3 protein-coding genes are annotated in these 17,621 nt (G+C 52.5%); all 3 read right to left on the bottom strand.

Annotated features, from left to right (window positions below; all coding sequences use genetic code 11):
* Window positions 1–8,780: non-ribosomal peptide synthetase (locus tag B5D63_RS09580; RefSeq protein ID WP_143312832.1), on the bottom strand; the 8,780-nt coding region annotated here is incomplete at its 3' end.
* Between the two features lie 74 nt (window positions 8,781–8,854).
* On the bottom strand, window positions 8,855–11,269 hold the full coding sequence (locus B5D63_RS09575; RefSeq protein ID WP_078668472.1) for an ABC transporter permease: 2,415 nt from the start codon (window positions 11,267–11,269) through the stop codon (window positions 8,855–8,857).
* A gap of 25 nt (window positions 11,270–11,294) precedes the next feature.
* Entirely contained in the window at window positions 11,295–17,582 is a 6,288-nt protein-coding gene (locus B5D63_RS09570) for a non-ribosomal peptide synthetase (protein ID WP_159455962.1), read from the bottom strand.
* Between the last annotated feature and the right edge of the window lie 39 nt (window positions 17,583–17,621).

The raw sequence follows: 17,621 nt of genomic DNA, 5'->3' as shown, positions 1-17,621 counted from the left end.
TCCACGCACAGCAGCGACACATCACTGACCAGCATGTCCGGACCGCCGGCCACCACGGTCACCAGGTGGTCCAGATGAGACATCACCTGGCTGATATGCCGGTCGCTGTACCGCTCACGGTTGTAGTCAAAACGTACGGTGAACGGGCTGCCCGGTACGATCACTATCGACAGGTCATAGTTCGTTTGTTCAAAAACATCCATGTCGCTGATCTGGCCGCCCAGCTCATCGGACAAGGGATAGTTCTCATAAATCAGGATATGGTCCAGCAGCTGCCGGCCTGCCCCGCTGCGGCTCTGGATGTCCGGCAGCATGTTGTAGTGGTAGGCTTCACTGTCCAGTAGTTCCTGCTGGATACGCCGCAACAGATCCCCCACGCGCTCATTGTCCGCGGAACGGACACGCACCGGCACCGTATTGATGAAAAGCCCCAGCATGGATTCCACGCCTTCCACTTCCACCGGACGGCCGGACACTACCGAGCCAAACACCACATCGTCACAGTCGTTATAGCGTTGCAGCAGCAGGCCCCAGATACACTGGAATACCGTATACACGCTGACGCCGTATTTTACGGACACCGCATTCAGCTGCGAGGCCTGTTGCGGTGATAGTTCCAACAAGCGGGATGAAGGTCTGAAGGCTGCCCCTTCCGGCACACTGCTCTGCTGGGGAAGGCCGGCCGGCCGGTCGTATCCCTCCAGGTACTTTTCCCAGTAAGCCAGACCTTCCGCAGGATCGCGCTGTTCCAGCCAGCTGATATAGTTGGCATAAGGGCGCACCGCTTCCAGCTGCGGGCTGCGGCCCTGCGCCGCCGCTTCGTACAGCTCGTTGAAATCATGGATCAGCAATCCCATGCACCAACCGTCCATCAGGATGTGGTGGAAACTCCAGATGAACCGATACTTTTCCGGCGCTACCTGCACTACGGTTAAGCGGAGCAGCGTATCACGGTCCAGTACGAACTGGCGCTGCTTATCCTGCTCCCGGTAACGGGCTACCACTATAGCTTCTCCTTCCGCTGCACATGCTTCCTGCAAATCCAGGAAAGTAAAATCCGCCGCCCGCTCTTTCAGCACCACCTGTAGAGCGCGGTCATAACCTTCATACAGGAATACTGTCCGCAGGATATCGTAGCGGGCTATCAGCGCGTTCAGTGTTTGCTCCACCGCCTGTATGTCCGGGCGGCCATGCAGTATATAGCTGATCTGTTCGAAATAATGGTCCGCATGATTGTCATACAAAGTATGGAACAACATCCCCTCCTGCATGGGCGACAAGGGGTATACGTCCTGTATGCGGTATTGCGATTGCAGCGCATCCAGCGTTTCCATAGAGATCCCTTTACCGGTAACATCGGATGGGCTGAGCGCCGTATGCGCTTTGTCGAGGCAGTAACTGATCAATGACAAAAGGCAGGATTCATAATGTTGCAGCAGCGCTACCATCGTTTCTTCGCGATAACGGGAAATGCTGTAGGATATACTCATCTCCAGGGCGTCGCCTGCAATGATCCCTATAACATCCCAATCATATGTCCGTGTAGCGTGCGGGTTGGCGTTATGACCTCCTGACAGCGCAGAGCGCTGATATTCGCTGTTAAATTGTCCGAGATAATTGAAGCTGATACGGGAAGCTTCAGCATCGGCCAGGCTGTTATCGTAATACCGGCAGAGCAGGTAGTCGATCCCTTTATTGGGAATGGTACGCAGCGTCTCTTTTACATGACGCAGCCGATCGCTCCACGTTGTTCCTTTTAGCTCCAGCATCACCGGGTAAATGCTCGTAAACCAGCCGACTGTCCGGCTTATGTCCACGCCGGGCAATATTTCTTCCCGGCCATGGCCTTCCAGGTCCACACACACCTGTTGCTGTCCGTATTGCTGCGCCACAGCGGCAACAAAAGCCGCCAGCAACACCTCTTCCACTGATGTACGGAAAGTGTCCGGCGCCTGTCGCAATAACTCGTGCGTACGCATACTGTCCAGCGTGAAACGTACGGTCCGCATTTCCTCTCCGCGGTTGCTGCCCTCCGGCATGTCGCGGGGAATGAAGCCCTGAAGCCCTCTTTTTTCCTGCGCCTGCCAGTAGGCGCGCCCGCTGCGGAATGAGGCGCTCTCCATGTAGTGATGCAGGTGGGCGGACCATGAAAGAAAAGGAGTGGTTTTGCCGGGCAGCGATAATGTTTGTTTTTGTTGTAACTGGCCGTACAACGTGGCCATGTCTTCCAGCAGGATACGCCAGGAAACACCATCGGTCACGAGATGATGGACCACGATCAGCAGGTGGCTGCCATCCTTTTCCCGGAACAGCCCCAGTTTCATCAACGGGCCCGCAGCGAGGTCCATGCTTCCCTGCAAAGCAGTACAGGCGGCCTCGTTATATGCATCATATACCGTCAGCGATACAGGCTGCTCCGGCTTAGTGTCCAGCCGCAAGCCTTCGGCGGTTTCTTTTATCACGATGCGCAGCGCATCATGATGCTGTTGCAGGTAACCAAAAATCTGTTGTACCTCGCCGGCGGTAATGCCCTGGGGGAAGTGCAGCATCACGGACTGGTTGAAATGCGCATCCCCTGCTGCCGGCCCGTCAAAGAAAAAGCGTTGTACCGGCGTCAGTGCCGCCTCGCCTTTTACGATGTCCTGCCGGGGTTGTGCCCGCAGCACCTTCAGGCATCTGGCCAATCCGGCAATGGTCTGATTGGAAAAAATGTCTTTTGCCGACAGCTCATATCCTGCCACACGTACCCGTGAAATGATCTGGATGGATTTAATGGAATCGCCACCCAGGGAGAAAAAGTTATCCGTTATTCCCACCTGCGGTATGCCCAATACTTTCACCCAGATATCGGCCAGCAGTTTTTCTTCTTTGGTAACAGCCGCCTGATAAGTGTTTTGGCTGAGCACCGGTTCCGGTAGCGCGCGTAAATCGGCTTTGCCACTGGGCAATAACGGCACCTGTTCCAGGTGCACGAACGCGGCAGGCACCATATAGTCCGGCAGTCTTTCAGCCAAAAAGGACTGTAACAACGCGATGTCCTGTTCTTTGCCGGCGAGGTAGTAGGCAACCAGGTACTTGTTACCGTTCTGTTCACGGCATTGTACGATGGCATTCGTTATACCTTCGTATTGTTGCAGCACCGCTTCAATCTCTCCCAGCTCAATCCTGTTGCCGCGGATCTTCACCTGCGTATCCGCACGCCCCATGAATATGATAGTGCCATCTGCCTGCCAATACCCCAGGTCGCCCGTTTTATAAAGCCGTTGGCCAGGGATGAATGGATGTTCTGTAAATTTCTCCCGGGTCAGTTCTTCGTCATTCAGATAACCGATGGCCACCCCATCGCCGCCCACATAGATTTCTCCCGGTATACCAATGCCCTGCAGGCGTCTGTAACGACTCAGTATATAAACGGTGGAATTGTTCACCGGCCTGCCGATAGGCACCGTGTAGCGGTAATCCTCCTCTATCAGAAAGGTGGTAGAAAAGATACCGTTTTCCGTAGGCCCGTATCCGTTCAACACTTTCAATGCCGGATACAACCGCCTCACTTCATTTACGGAATGCGGACTCACCACATCTCCACCAACAGCCAGGAACTTCAACCGTGAAAAGAGCCCGGGATTCACCTGCATATGCTGGTTAAAGAGAGAAGAGGTCATCCACATAAAGTCGATCTGCTCACGATGCAGCACCTGTTCAAACAAGCTGTTGTCCAGCACCACTTCTTTGGCGACGGGATAAAGCCTGCCGCCATTGAGTAGTGCTCCCCATATCTCTAAATTGATTAAATCAAAGGTTGGCGCCGCGATGTGAGCCAATCGCAAAGTGTCGCTAAACGGCAGCTCCGCTGCGTTCTTCACCATGCGTATGATATTCCGGTGGCTGATCGCTACTCCCTTAGGCTTACCGGTAGACCCGGAAGTGTACAACACGCAGGCAATACTTTCCGCGGTTACACCTGCCGGCGCCAATGCCGTGTCACCAGCAACAAGGGGTAGCTGTTTCACATCCAGCACAATAATCCCTTCTTTCAACGGAAACCCCGCAGGGTCGTCTGTCAATACTATCCGCGCACTGCCCCCTGTAAGCATATCCCTGATACGGTCCGCGGGAAAATCCGGGTCCAGCATCAGGTAAGCTCCCCCTGCTTTCAAAATACCCAGAATAGCTACTATGGTGTGAATCGATTTTGTCCCCACTACTCCCACGCTCTCTTCCGGCAGCAAACCACGGTTGGTTAAAACCCGGGCAACTCCGGCAGCCCTGCTGTCCAACGCTTCATAAGTGAGATCCGTACCTTCTGCTGTCAGCGCAATATTGCCCGGTGTCAGGCGCACCTGCTTTTTAAACAGTTCACTGAGCGTGCTGTCACGCGGATAAGGTACCGTGGTATAATTGAACCCGTCAACCAGCCGTTTCCATTGTTCCCATGAAAGCATGTCAATAGTGGACAAGCGGCTGTCCGGCGAAACGATTACTTCCGATATTACATTTTTAAAGTAGTCTGCAAATCGCCTGATGGTGCCGGAGGTAAACAAATCGCGATTGTATTCCAGCGAAAACGATAGTCCCCCTCCCTTCTCCCTGACAGACAGGGTTATATCAAATTTAGCTACTACCTGTTCCTGTTCCAGCGGGGTGAGGGAGAGGCCCGGCAAGGCGAGCGTTGTATCTTCAAAGTTTTCAAAAGAAAACAGCACATCAAACAGGGGATTACGGCTGGTATCCCGCTCTATGCGCAGCTGTTCTATCAGTTCTTCATACTGGAACCGCTGGTGTTCAAAGCAGGACAGCATTTTTTGTTTAACGGCAGCAAGGAATCCGGCGAATGTAAGATCGCCCTCCGGCTGGCACCTTACTGGCAGGGTATTCACAAACATCCCGATCATCCCTTCCAGGTCAGCATGTTCCCTGCCGGAGACCGGCGTACCCACTACCAGGTCTTCCTGACCGGAAAGCCTGCCAAGCCATACGCCACATACAGCAAAAAGCACCATGAACAAAGTTGCCTCCTCCTTTTCCGCAAGATGTTTAAGTTGACCGGTGACCTCTTCGTCTATCCAAAACGTTTCGATCATCCCTTCCTGCCCCCTTATCCTGGGACGCGGGAAATCTGCCGGCAGCGCCAACGGCGCGGGCAACGTTTCGTACTCCTTCAGCCAAAAATCACGCTGTTCTGCTGCCAGGGCCATCTGCGCGGACGACTGTTGCCACACGGCATAATCCCGGTATTGCAACTTCAGCGGTGGCAGCACTTCGTTATTGTATAGCCGGAACAGGTCATGGACCAATACCCCCACGGACACGCCATCATTGATAATATGATGCATGTCCACCAACAAAAAATGGGTATCCCTGCCGGGGGACATCACTCCCACTCTTATCAGCGGAGCGTCTTCCAGTACAAAAGGTTTCCTGAAAGCAGGTATCACTTCCCGGATGTCGTCTTCCGGATGATAAACAATCAGGTCAAAATCGGCTACCGGCATGATCTTTTGCACGGGCACGCCATCGGCTATCGTGAAAAGCGTGCGCAGACTCTCATGCCGTTGTAACAGTCCGCCAAAAGCATTTCTTAGACGGTCCGTATCCAGCATCCCTTCCACACGGAATGCCTGGAACATATTGTACGCAAGAGAAGTCCTGTCGAACTCATACAGGAAGAACAGCCGTCGTTGCGCAGCGGAAAGCGGATAACAGGGTCTGTCTTCCGCCTTTTCAATAGCCGTATAATTTGTTTGTTGCGTTTTACGGATTAAGTCAGACATTCCTTCAATGGTGGGATTCCGGAAGATGTCCTTTATCGTCACCTTTACGCCGAATGTTTTGAACAACCTGTGCGTCAGCGTTGTGGCATGGAGTGAATGCCCGCCCAGTTCAAAGAAACTGTCCGTAACGCTGATACCTGCCTGCTCCCTTTTCAGGAGGGCGCCCCAGATCTCCCGGACCTTTTCCTCCACCGGGTCCGATGGTGCTGTGTAAGTTTTGCCGGTGAACGGCTGCGCCGGTGGCAAAGCCTTCCGGTCTATTTTTCCATTCGCATTTAGCGGCAGTTTCGGCATATGCACATAGGCCGCAGGCAGCATGTATTCCGGCAGCTTTCCGGACAGGTGCCTATGCAGCAAAGCGGTTGCTATTTCCTCCCCGGCAACGTAATAAGCCGCGAGGTATTTAACATCACCGTCGTCACATACGATCACCGTTGTTTCTTTAATTCCGGGATACTGTTGCATTACATGTTCCACTTCCCCTGGTTCGACGCGGTTTCCCCGGATTTTCACCTGGTTATCGATCCTGCCGAGGAACATCAGGTTGCCATCCGGGAGCCAGCGGCACAGGTCCCCGGTCCTGTAGAGTCGCTCTCCCGGTACGTAGGGATTGCTGATAAACTTCGCGGCAGTAAGCTGTTCATCATTCAGATAACCGGTGGCCACGCCATCGCCGCCAACATATAATTCTCCCGGAACGCCCACCGGTTGCAATGCTCCTGTGGAGCTGAACACATAGGCTGTAGAGTTACTGACGGGGCGGCCGATAGGGATATGCTCCCGGTAGCCCTGCCCTGTTACAGGAAAAGTGGTGGAGAAGGTGGTATTTTCCGTGGGGCCATAACCATTGATCAGCTGTAGTCCCGGATGTGCCTGACGGACCTGATCGATATACGGCGTCTTCAGCGCATCGCCGCCTGTTATCAGGTATTTCAGCGGCGCGAATATCTGTACGTCTGACTGTACATGCTGATTTAGCAGGGCAGACGTCATCCATATCATGTTGATGTCATAGGCAGTCAGTGCTTCTCCCAGCGAAGCGTTATCCAATATGGCTTCTGCGGGTATAATAAACAGATGGCCCCCGTTCAGCAACGCGCCCCATATCTCAAAAGTAATGGCATCAAAAGCGGGCGCTCCGGTCTGTAATATCCGAACGCCGTTATGCAGCGGCAGCGCGTTGTTTCCTTTTATCAGCCGCACGATGTTCCGGTGGCTTACCACCACGCCCTTTGGATGCCCGGTAGAACCGGAAGTGTACATCACATAAGCAGGCGCTGTGGCCGATACAGTGGTACCGGTTACTTCCGGAGCATGATTGGCTGCCAGTGAGATGTCAGTTTGCAGCATATCCTGTGGCAGCACATGGGCATAAGCTGCCTGCGTCAACGCCACCCGCACCTTTGCCGATGCCAGCATGCCATTCATTCGTTCTTCGGGGAATGCGGGGTCTAGTGGCAGAAAAACAGCGCCCGCCTTCAGAATGCCCAGCATGGCCACGATCGCGTCCACGGAGCGGTCTGCCACGATGGCCACCGGCTCCCCTTCTCTGACCTGCTGCTGCCGCAACCAGGCCGTTACGCCGCCTGACAGTATATCAAGCTCCTGGTATGTCAGGCTCCTGTTGCCTTCTGTAAGGGCGGTAATATGAGGCGTCAGCGAGGCCTGTTCGCTAAAAAGGGCATGTACCGTTTTATCAGCGGGATAAGCCGTCCGGGTATCGTTGAATGTATGCAGTATGAGTTGTTGCTCCGCTTCCCGGAGCAATGACAACGTCTCCGTCATCATCTCCGGGCAACGACAAATCTGGTCGATCAGTTGTACCAGATGCCGGGCAAACAGCTTCACATAATCTCCTCCGATGATGCCCGGATCGTATGCCAGTTCAATGGTGATGTCTTTTCTCAGCAGGAACGTGACCACCAGGGGAATGTCTGTTTGTTCATAAACAGCGTGCAGCCTCACCTGCAACCCCGCGTCATGCTCCATCAGCGCTTCGTCCAGCGGATAGTTCTCTATGGCCGCCAGTGAATCAAATAAGCGGTCCGCAGGTTTCAGGTCCAACAGCTGCCGTATCTCCGCGTAGGCAGTGCCCACATGCCGTCCGATGTCGGACAACATGTTATTGACCGATTTCACCAGCTGCCGTAAAGACTGCCCCGGCGTAGTAACCAATCTCAGCGGGACAGTATTCACAAAATTCCCCATCACCCCGTCGATCCCGGGGACGGCCGATTCCCTGCCGGAAAAAGGCGTTCCAAAGACCACATCGGAACTGCCGCTGTACTGCTGCAACAACAGGCCATAAGCCGTATACAGTACCGCAGCCTTGCTCACGTGATGCTCCCGGGAAAATATGTCCAGCGGCTGTAAAGCAACGGTGACCGCATGTTTCCCTAAAGCAGCCGGCGCATTTGTTGTCGCTTCGCTGCTAAAAAAATAAGGCGTGTTCGTATAACCCTTGAGGTAATTCAGCCAAAAAGACGGCGACGCCGGGTCTTTTCTACGGGTAGCCTGCCAGACAGCCTTATAAGTTGCCTTCCCGGTGAAAACCGGCGCCTTGCCAGCCATCAGCTGATAATAGCTGCTGAATAATTCTTTAAGAAACAAACCGGTGCTCCACCCGTCATAAAGAATATGATGATGCGCAATGTTCAACAGATAGGAAGCCTCCGACAGGCGGACCAGGGACATCCTCACAGGCAGGGTGCCTAAATCAAATGTACGGCAGCGTTCTTCCTCCAGGACCGGCGCAATCATTGCCCCTTCGGGCAGCACGCTGTAGGAAAAAGGCAGCGGAATTTCTTTCAGCACAACCTGCACTGGTTTTTCCAACCCGTTCCAGCGAAACACGGCGCGTAGGACTTCGTTATTCGCCTGTACCAGTTTCAGTGCTTTTTCAAATACGGATACGTCCAACCCGCCATCGATATGCAGCGATAATAACACCGCATACAGGTTGCTGTCAGGCGCTGCCAGGTAGTGATGCAACATTCCCTGTTGAAGCATATTTAATTCAAATATTTCTTCAACATTTGATTTCTGAAGCTTTTGTGTCACTATGATCAGTTTTTTGGGGTCAATTACTGTGCTCTCAGGCTCTTTACGGGGTTTAACCGGGCAACTCTGATGGTTTGATAACTAATGGTAACAAAGGCGATCACCAGGCACATAACAGCTGCGACAAGGAACACCCACCACGGGAAACTGCTTCTGAAAGCAAAATTCCCGAGCCACTTGTTCATAAAATAATAGGAAACAGGAGCCGCCAATATTACCGCCACCATTACCAGCTTTAAGAAATCTATCGACAACAGGAAAATAATCCGCCCCACAGAAGCGCCCAGCACTTTCCGGACGCTGATTTCCTTGGTCCGCTGCTCCGCCATGTAAGTGGCCAGGCCAAACAATCCAAGACAGGCGATGAGCACCGCCAGTCCGGCAAAAATCACCGCGATCTTTCCTATTCTGCGTTCGGCAAAATACATGCGGTTAAAGTCTTCATCCAGAAAACGGTAGTTAAACCGGGCATCGCCTATATTTTCCCGCCATTTGCTTTCGATTTGCCGGACCGCCTGTCCTACCTGCGCGGTATTCAGCCGGAAAGAAACCAGTTCGTTGCTCCTCCCCAGGGTAAGGCAAAGCGGCCCTATATTTTTACGAAGAGATTCATAATTAAAATTTTTGACGACGCCGATGATCGTCAGCACCGTTACATCAGGCGCCGTGCCGGTATAGATTTTTTGCCCTACAGGATCTGCATATCCCAGCGACCGGGCCATGGATTCGTTGATGATCACAGCGCCGGAATCAGACATAAAGCTCTTCGAAAAGTCGCGTCCTTTTGCCATCTTCATGTCCATCGTTTTGATATAATCCACGTCCACCTCCCAGCTTTCCACACTGATGCTGTTGTCCAGGTCCATCGTGGCATTTTTCCAATAGGTCCAGCCCTTCCGGAGCGCACCCGATACCGGCAGATATCCGGTAACAGTGCCCGCTTTCACGCTATTGATACCAAGCACCTCCTGCTTAAAAAGCTCTTCCTTCCCCTTCAATGCAGCAGCACCGTTAATAATGAGCACCTGCTGCTTGTCGAATCCTACATCTTTTGACTGAATGAAGTTCAGCTGGCGAAATACCACGATCGTACAGATAATGAGGATAGCCGATGTAGCGAACTGAAAGATGACGAGCATATTGCGAAAATTGCTCTTCCGCAACGTGCCGGTCATGCCTTTCAGCACTTTTATCGGTTGAAAACGGGACATAAAAAAGGCGGGGTAACAACCGGCGCCCAGTCCTATCAGGAACGGCAGTACGAGAATGGTCAACAGCAGTTTCACATCCAGCATATTGAACACCGAAAGTTTTTTGGAGGCCAGCTGATTAAAGACCGGTAGCAGGGAAATCACCAAAACCAGTGCAAACAATAAAGAGATGACCGATGTAACAGTTGATTCCATCAGGAACTGGTATATCAGCGATTGGCGGTCTGTCCCCAGCACCTTACGGATACCGACTTCTTTTACCCGGGCGGCAGAACGGGCGGTAGACAGATTCATAAAGTTGATACAGGCGATCATCAGGATGAAAACAGCGATCGCCAGAAAAATGTATACGAACTGAACATTCCCGTTAGCCCCTATCTCACCCTGGCGGTCGGAGCGCAAGTGGATATCCGTAAGCGGGAAAAGGGTAAACGCAAATTTGTTTTCGCCGCCATTCAGCTGGTCTGCGCTGCTGATCTGCATAATCTCTTTCGCCTGGGGAAAGATATATTTGTCCACCACCTGCCGCAGGTTTTTGTTAAACTGCCGGTAATCCACTCCCTTTTTCAGCACAACGTAGGTCTGGAAATTTGCACTGAGAAAATTCCCCCATTCATAGTCCAGGTCGGACATGGGAAATATAAAATCAAAATTGAAATGCGCGTTGTCGGGAATGTCCCTGATGACGGCGGTAACCCTGTAGTGCTTCCTGTTGGCTTCCAGCACCTCCCCGACGCAGTTGATAGAGCCGAAATATTTTTTCGCCATCGAAGCGGTGATCACCACATTACCCGCTGCATTGAGTGCTGTAAGGCTGTTTCCGGCTACAACCGGCAATGTAAACACGTTAAAAAGCGTGGAGTCGGCATGAACGATCCTGTGCTCATCGATCAGCTCACTGCCTTTGCGGACCAGCCGGGACTCATCCTTCGCATAGAACCTCACATATTCTTCTATCTGGGGATAGTCATTTTTCAGGGTAGGGCCCAGTGGGTCCGGCGCTATTGCCATCAGCTGCTCAATACCGCCAAACTTCACGTCGGTATTGACACGGTATATCCTGTCCGCCTTGTCGTTGAACCGGTCATAGCTGAACTCGTCGTTCACATAAAGCATGATCAGCAGGAAGCAGGCAATACCCAGCGAAAGTCCAAAAATATTCAGGAATGAATGGAACTTATGATTGCGCAGGTTGCGCCAGGCAATTTTGAGATAATTCCTAAACATGGCTGATGTTGTTTACAAAAGGTTTCTAAAATAAAATGTCCAGTTCTTCCTGGGTGAGATCAACACAGTCAAAGTCCGATGGCGCCGGCGCGTTCTCCCCTTCATCAGCAGCAACTGCCAGCAGTTTTATTTGCTGTTCAAGCAGGAGCATACATGTCCTGACCGTTCCTTCGGGAATTATTTTTGTGTGATAGGTGAGGTCTATCAGAAGTTCTCCGTGCACCACCATAGCGTTCAATTCCAGTTGGACTGTTATCGGATTGTCACCATGCACTTCCCTGCCTGTTGGCAGGTTGGCATAGGTAAAAAGATCATTATGAAGATCGCGGGTAAAATCTCCGAGATAATTATAGCGGATATCCGCGGGCTCTGTCAGCTGTTGCGCTGTAAGTGTACCGGCGGCCAGTCTCATTTCCTCCTGCATTGTTCTGATCAGCAGGGGCAATTCGATGCCGGTATCCCTGACCACCAAGGGGTACATCGTTGTAAACCAACCGGCAGTCCGGGAAACGTCTATATCCGCCAGATCCCTGCCGTGATGTTCCTGTTCGATCACCAAAGCGCGTCTTCCCGCCCCTTCTGCCAAAGCCTTTACCAGTGCGGCGCACAGCAGTACCGATATATCGGCTTTGTACAACTGCCATGCGTTCCGGGAAAATGCCGCGGTTACGGCCGCATCTATTTTCAGTGTGTGATGGCTGCTGTCAGCGACCTTGCAGTCAGCCAACCTGTTTTCTTCGGGCAGGGAAGCCGTCAGGGCAGGAAACTGCGGCGCCAGGCATTTGCTCCATTCGGCAAGCGAAGCCGTTTTGAGGGGCAGCGTTGCGGCAGCGTCGTTCAGCAACAGATACAGATCTTCCAGCAGGACCCGCCAGGTAACACCATCCACCACGAGGTGATGCGCCGTAATAAACAGCATGTTCCGGCCATCTTGTAAGTGGATTAGCGCGCCCCTGATCAGCAATCCGTGCTGAAGATCAAAGCCGCCCCTCACCTGTTCACAGACGGCTGTCAGTCCGGCAACATCCGTATTGAACACCGTGAGCGCAAAAGTTTCGTCGAGGTGATGGGAATTATAAAAGAGTAGCCCGCTGTCAGGGTTATAATTAAGACGCAGGCCATCGTGATGCACCAGCAGCCTGTTGAACGCCTGTTGCAGGTCTGTTGGCCCCAGTGGGCGCTGCAGCTGCAATAAAACCGACTGGTTATAATATTCAGGATGCGGGAACCGATGGGCGAAAAACCAGCTTTCTATCGGCGTCGGTCCCTTCTCGCCGGACATGGCGCCCTGCTCGTGGACAATGTTGGTGGTTGCTGCCGGTAAATGCAGGCAAATCTGTTCAACCGTATGGTAAGTCAGCAGGTCTTTTACCTTTATGTAAATGCCATGAGCGGACAGCTTCGACACTATCTGGATGGCTTTTACGGAGTCGCCGCCATATGCGAAAAAATTGTCGTCTGCCTGCATTCCGGGGCTTTGTAATACCGTTCTCCATATTTCCAGTACCAGTGTTACCATGGCATTTGCCGGTTCCTTTTTTTCCGCCGGTATTTCAGGCTGGGGCAAAATCAACCTGGCCGTATCCACTTTCCCGTTGACCGTGAGCGGAATCTCGTTTACAAGGTGAAAATAAGCGGGCACCATATAATAGGGCAGCCTCGCCGCCAGGTAGTTCTTCAGCTGCGAGGCACTAACAGTGGCGCCCGGCGCCGTTTTGTAATAAGCAACCAGTAGTGGCTGTCCTGCTGCCGCCGGAGTAATGTCTACTACCGCCTCCATCATGCCCATATAACCCAGCAGTTGCTGTTCTATCTCAGCCGGCTCTATCCTGTAGCCGTTGATCTTCACCTGCCGGTCTGTCCGTCCGAGGAACAGTAACTTTCCTTCCGGCAGCCTCCTGGCAAGGTCGCCGGTTTTGTACATACGTCTGCCTGGTTCAAACGGGTCATCGATAAACCGCCGGGCTGTCAGTTGCTCGTTATGCAGATAGCCTTTACCGACACCGTCACCTGCGATATAGATTTCGCCTGTCAGGCCAACCGGCACGTGTTTGAGTTGCTCATCCAGCAAATACGTGCTGGTATTGGCCGCCGGTATCCCGATGGGCACCGTCAGCCATTCTTCGGCAGGGTCGAACCGGTGGATCATACACCCTACTGTGGTTTCCGTAGGGCCGTATTCGTTATACAGTGCCGCCCGGCCGGAAAAAATCCGGTGAATGTCTTTGGCCAGCCAGGTTTCCAGCGACTCCCCTCCTATTACGAATGCCTTGATCCGGCATGTTTCCCCGATCAATGCTTTCAACCGGTCATCTCTCAACAGCCGCAAATGGGAAGGAGTGATCTTTACCACCTCCACTTTATTGTCTTTGAGGATTTGTTCCAGCACGAGCGCGCCCGGCTGGTCTTCATAAACCACGATCTTATTGCCGCTCAGCAGTGGGGGGAAGATGGCGGTAATGGTAAGATCGAAAGAGATCGCCGTATATAAAGGCATTGCTGCCGGTCCATTTGGCAGGTAACTGCGGATGGCCCAGGTGGCATAGTTGACCAGCGACCGATGTGAGATCATGGCCCCCTTGGGATGCCCGGTGGTCCCGGAAGTATATATCACATAAGCCAGGTCTTCCGGCGTATGGGCCATTACCGGCCGTGGTCCCGTCTCTTCACTGTAAATGCCTGTCAGTATTTTCACATCAGGCGAATAATACGTCCTTCCGCACAGATCGTCCGTTGTCAACACATGCCCTGTGCGGCAATCTCTGAGAATAAATGATATTCTCTCATCCGGCAGCTCGGGGTCAACCGGCACGTAGGCCGCACCGGCTTTTAATACGCCCAGCAAAGCAATGATAAATTCCGGCGAGCGGTGGAATATCAGCGCAACAATCGCCCCCGTTGAGATGCCCTCCTGTTGCAACCTGTGTGCCACAGCATCGGACCTCCGGTTTATTGCTTCGTAGGAATAACAGGCGCCCCTGTATTCCAGGGCGATGGCATGTGGCGTAGCCGCCGCCTGTAATGCAAAAAGTTCGTCCGCCGTTTTATCACGGGGGTAGTCTTCCCGCGTTATGGCAGTATATTGATGGACAGCATCTGCCAACCGCAGGTCGGCGATGCGGCAGAACGGGTCTGCCACCACGTTCGCCATTAAAGCCTCCAGATGGCGGCTAAAAGTGAGTATGGTCTCCCGGCTAAAAATGCTGGTGGCGTATTCAAGGTTGTAGCGAAGATGCTCATTTTCCTCGAACATCTCCAGCGTCAGGTCGAATTTTGATATGCGCGGGTCGAAAGGGTACATCCTGATGGTCAGGTCGCCGTAGTTGCTTCGGGGCTGCGGCATGTTCTGGTAGACGAACATCGTGTCAAACACAGGATGCCGGCCGGGATCTCTGACGCCATCGGCGAGCTGCAATATCTCCCCAAACGGCACATCCTGCCTTTTCATAGCCTGTAGAAGCTGTGCCTGTTCTTTTTTCAGCCCATGTAAAAAATGATCTTCCGGGTCCAACGGGTTCCGGATACACAGGTTGTTAACGAACATTCCCTGTAGCGCGAGCAAGTCAAGGTGATTCCTGCCTGCCACCGGGACCCCGATGACAATATCCTGTTGGCGTGTATATTTCTGCAACAGTATTTTATAAATAAAAAACAGCAGTACCTGCAGGGTGCAATCCGCTTTCCGCGCCAGTTGCCGAAGGCTTTGCACCATGCCTGGCCCCAGGTTGAAACGCAGCTTTTCTCCCTCTTGTAAAAACACGGCCGGACGTTGGTAGTCCGCCGGCAGGTCCAGCACGGGCAGCGTGCCTGATAAAACCTGTCGCCACCAGCTACGCTGATCAGTATCGACGGCATTGAGCTGCCATTCGGCGTAATCGCGGTAACATACTTTTAAAGGACGTAAGTCGCCGCCGGTATATAAGGTAAACAGCTCGTCGATGAAAAGGCTTATGGAAATTCCATCAGCAATAATATGGTGGAAATCCAAAAACAGTAATTGCCGTGACGCGGGCGTTGTAACCAGCTGCGCCCTGCACAAGGGTGCCTGATGCAAATCAAAAGGCTGTACCAGCGTATGCAGTTCAGCAGGATCACAGGATACCGCTGCTAAAAAGAAGGGAACCTCCTCATGCACCTGCATCACGGGTTGGTCCTGCATATGAAATGACATCCTCAACACCTCGTGCCGTTGCAGGAGCAATCGGAAGCAGGCCTGTAATCTGTCAGCCGTTATGTTACCCGTTATTTCGACAGCAACAGGAATATTATAGGCAACAGCGTCCTTATCACGTTCCCAGTTGTAATACAATGTTTTTTGTACCGGCGCCACAGGCGTAAAGGCGCGTTGCCCGGCAGCCGGGGGTATATCCCGGACAGGGGGAGCTTCGCTGCCGGTTTGCACCACAGCAGCCAAAGCCGCAATCGTCTTTTTTTCGAATAGCAGATGGACCGGGAATGCCTGGCTGAAAACAGCGGATATCTTCATAGCTGCTTCGATTGCCCGGAGCGAGTTACCACCTGTCTCAAAGAAGTTATCGTGGATGCCAATATGCTCCTGCTGTAACACATCCTTCCAGATATCCACCAATAGCGCCTCGGTGGCAGTAAGCGGACCGTCGGCCGTCCGGCCGTTTGTCATCATAGACGCCAGTTCCTTTTCTACATCGTCGAAGGCCCCCTGCAAGAGCAGTTCCGTTAAACTGAAGCGCTGCAGCTTTCCGCTGGTGGTACGGGGAATATGCTGCACCGGGATGACGCGGTCCAGTACAATCCCCAGCCGGCTGTTGACATGCCGCTTTAATGCGTCGGCCAACGGCAGGAATTGTGACAGTGCGCCGCGGTGAAAAACAAAAGCGACTGCAGTTTCTTTTTGCGCCAGGTGGTTGAAATGGCCAGCTACCACGATCTTATTGAGACTGATGCCGTCCACTTCTCCTGCGACCTGTTCTATATCGTGTGAATAGAAATTTTTTCCGTTGATAAACAGAACATCTTTCGCCCTGCCCGTAACATACAGATGATCATTCCACAGATATCCCAGGTCGCCTGTTTTCAGCCATCCGTCGGCCGTGATCAGTTGGTCTGTTGCAAATGTGTTGTTATAGTATCCCCGGGTTACATTCCTGCCGCTTATCTGTATTTCATGGACCATCAATTCCGGCACCGGAATGTTGTCTTCGTTTGCGATCCTTACGAGGCATTCCGGTACTGGTTTACCAACATCCACCTGTGTGATCGCATACTCCTCGCCTGGCTGCTTTACCATGACGCGTTCTCCTCTACCCATAAAGCGGCTGTCGATAGTCATGGTCTTTGCCGGGGTCGCTGTTTCAGACATGGTCACCGCCAGAGAAGCTTCAGCCAGCCCGTAAACAGGACGTACCGCCGTGGCGGGCAAGCCTGCGGCAGCGAGGCGGCGGATGAAATCTTCGTACAGAAGATGTGAAATTGGTTCTGCACCGTTATATAGTATCCTGACGGTTGACAAGTCCCAACGGTCGGAAATAGCCGCATGTTTTAACAGGTATTCATATCCGAAGTTAGGGGAACAGAGGATGGTTACCCGATGCGTGGTCGCTTTCTCCATCCACAAGGCAGGCCGCCGTACAAAAGTATTGGTGGGCATCAGGTATTGTTGCATCCCAATGCACAATGGGTTCAGGTGAAACCCGATCAATCCCATATCATGCGTCAGTGGCATCCAGCTCAGCGTGGCGTCGTTCTCATGGTACCCTGCCATGGTGCTGATGGCGTTGATATTGGCGATCAGGTTGCCATGGGTAAGCCTTACTCCTTTGGGTTTTCCTGTAGAACCTGAGGAGAACTGGATGAATGCAAGGTCTTCTTCGCGGGCAGGAAAAATTTTCCCGGCGACGTGTTCCTGTAATATATCTTTTACAAAGAGGGAGTTTTGCCGCATTTTTCCAAAAAGCGCGTCCTGCTGGTTTTTACCGGCATACAACCGCACTTTTTCCAGGTCGTCGGCAGCTATGGCGAGAGAGGGGTTGTTTAGTACGCTCCAGACATTAAACAGCTTTTGTTTATGTTCATCGTTCTGCCCGATGGTCAGCGGAACCGGGATAATACCCCCGAGTATGCAGGCCCAGAAAATGGTGAGAAAAGCGCTGTTGTCTTCTATTTGCAGCACCAGTTCATCTCCGGGGGAGATACCTTTTTGCTGGAGATAGTATAAAGCGGAGAGGGCACGCGCAAACAATTCACGATAAGAGACGAAATATTCATGGCTACCGGATTCAATAAAAGTGATTCCCTTATCTTCCAGCAATCCCTTTTCCGACAGTATGTCGCTCAAACTTCTACACTGTGTGACTGGCATATGTTTCAGCATTAA

Origin of the sequence: Chitinophaga eiseniae (genome assembly GCF_900167135.1) — a bacterium.
Taxonomy (GTDB): Bacteria; Bacteroidota; Bacteroidia; order Chitinophagales; family Chitinophagaceae; genus Chitinophaga; species Chitinophaga eiseniae.
The sequence above is the reverse complement of the archived record's forward strand: the minus strand, read 5'-3'. Positions and strand labels throughout refer to the sequence as shown.

Excerpts from the sequence above, each read along its gene's own strand:
- B5D63_RS09575 (WP_078668472.1), bottom strand. The coding sequence starts at position 11,269 with ATGTTTAGGAATTATCTCAAAATTGCCTGGCGCAACCTGCGCAATCAT.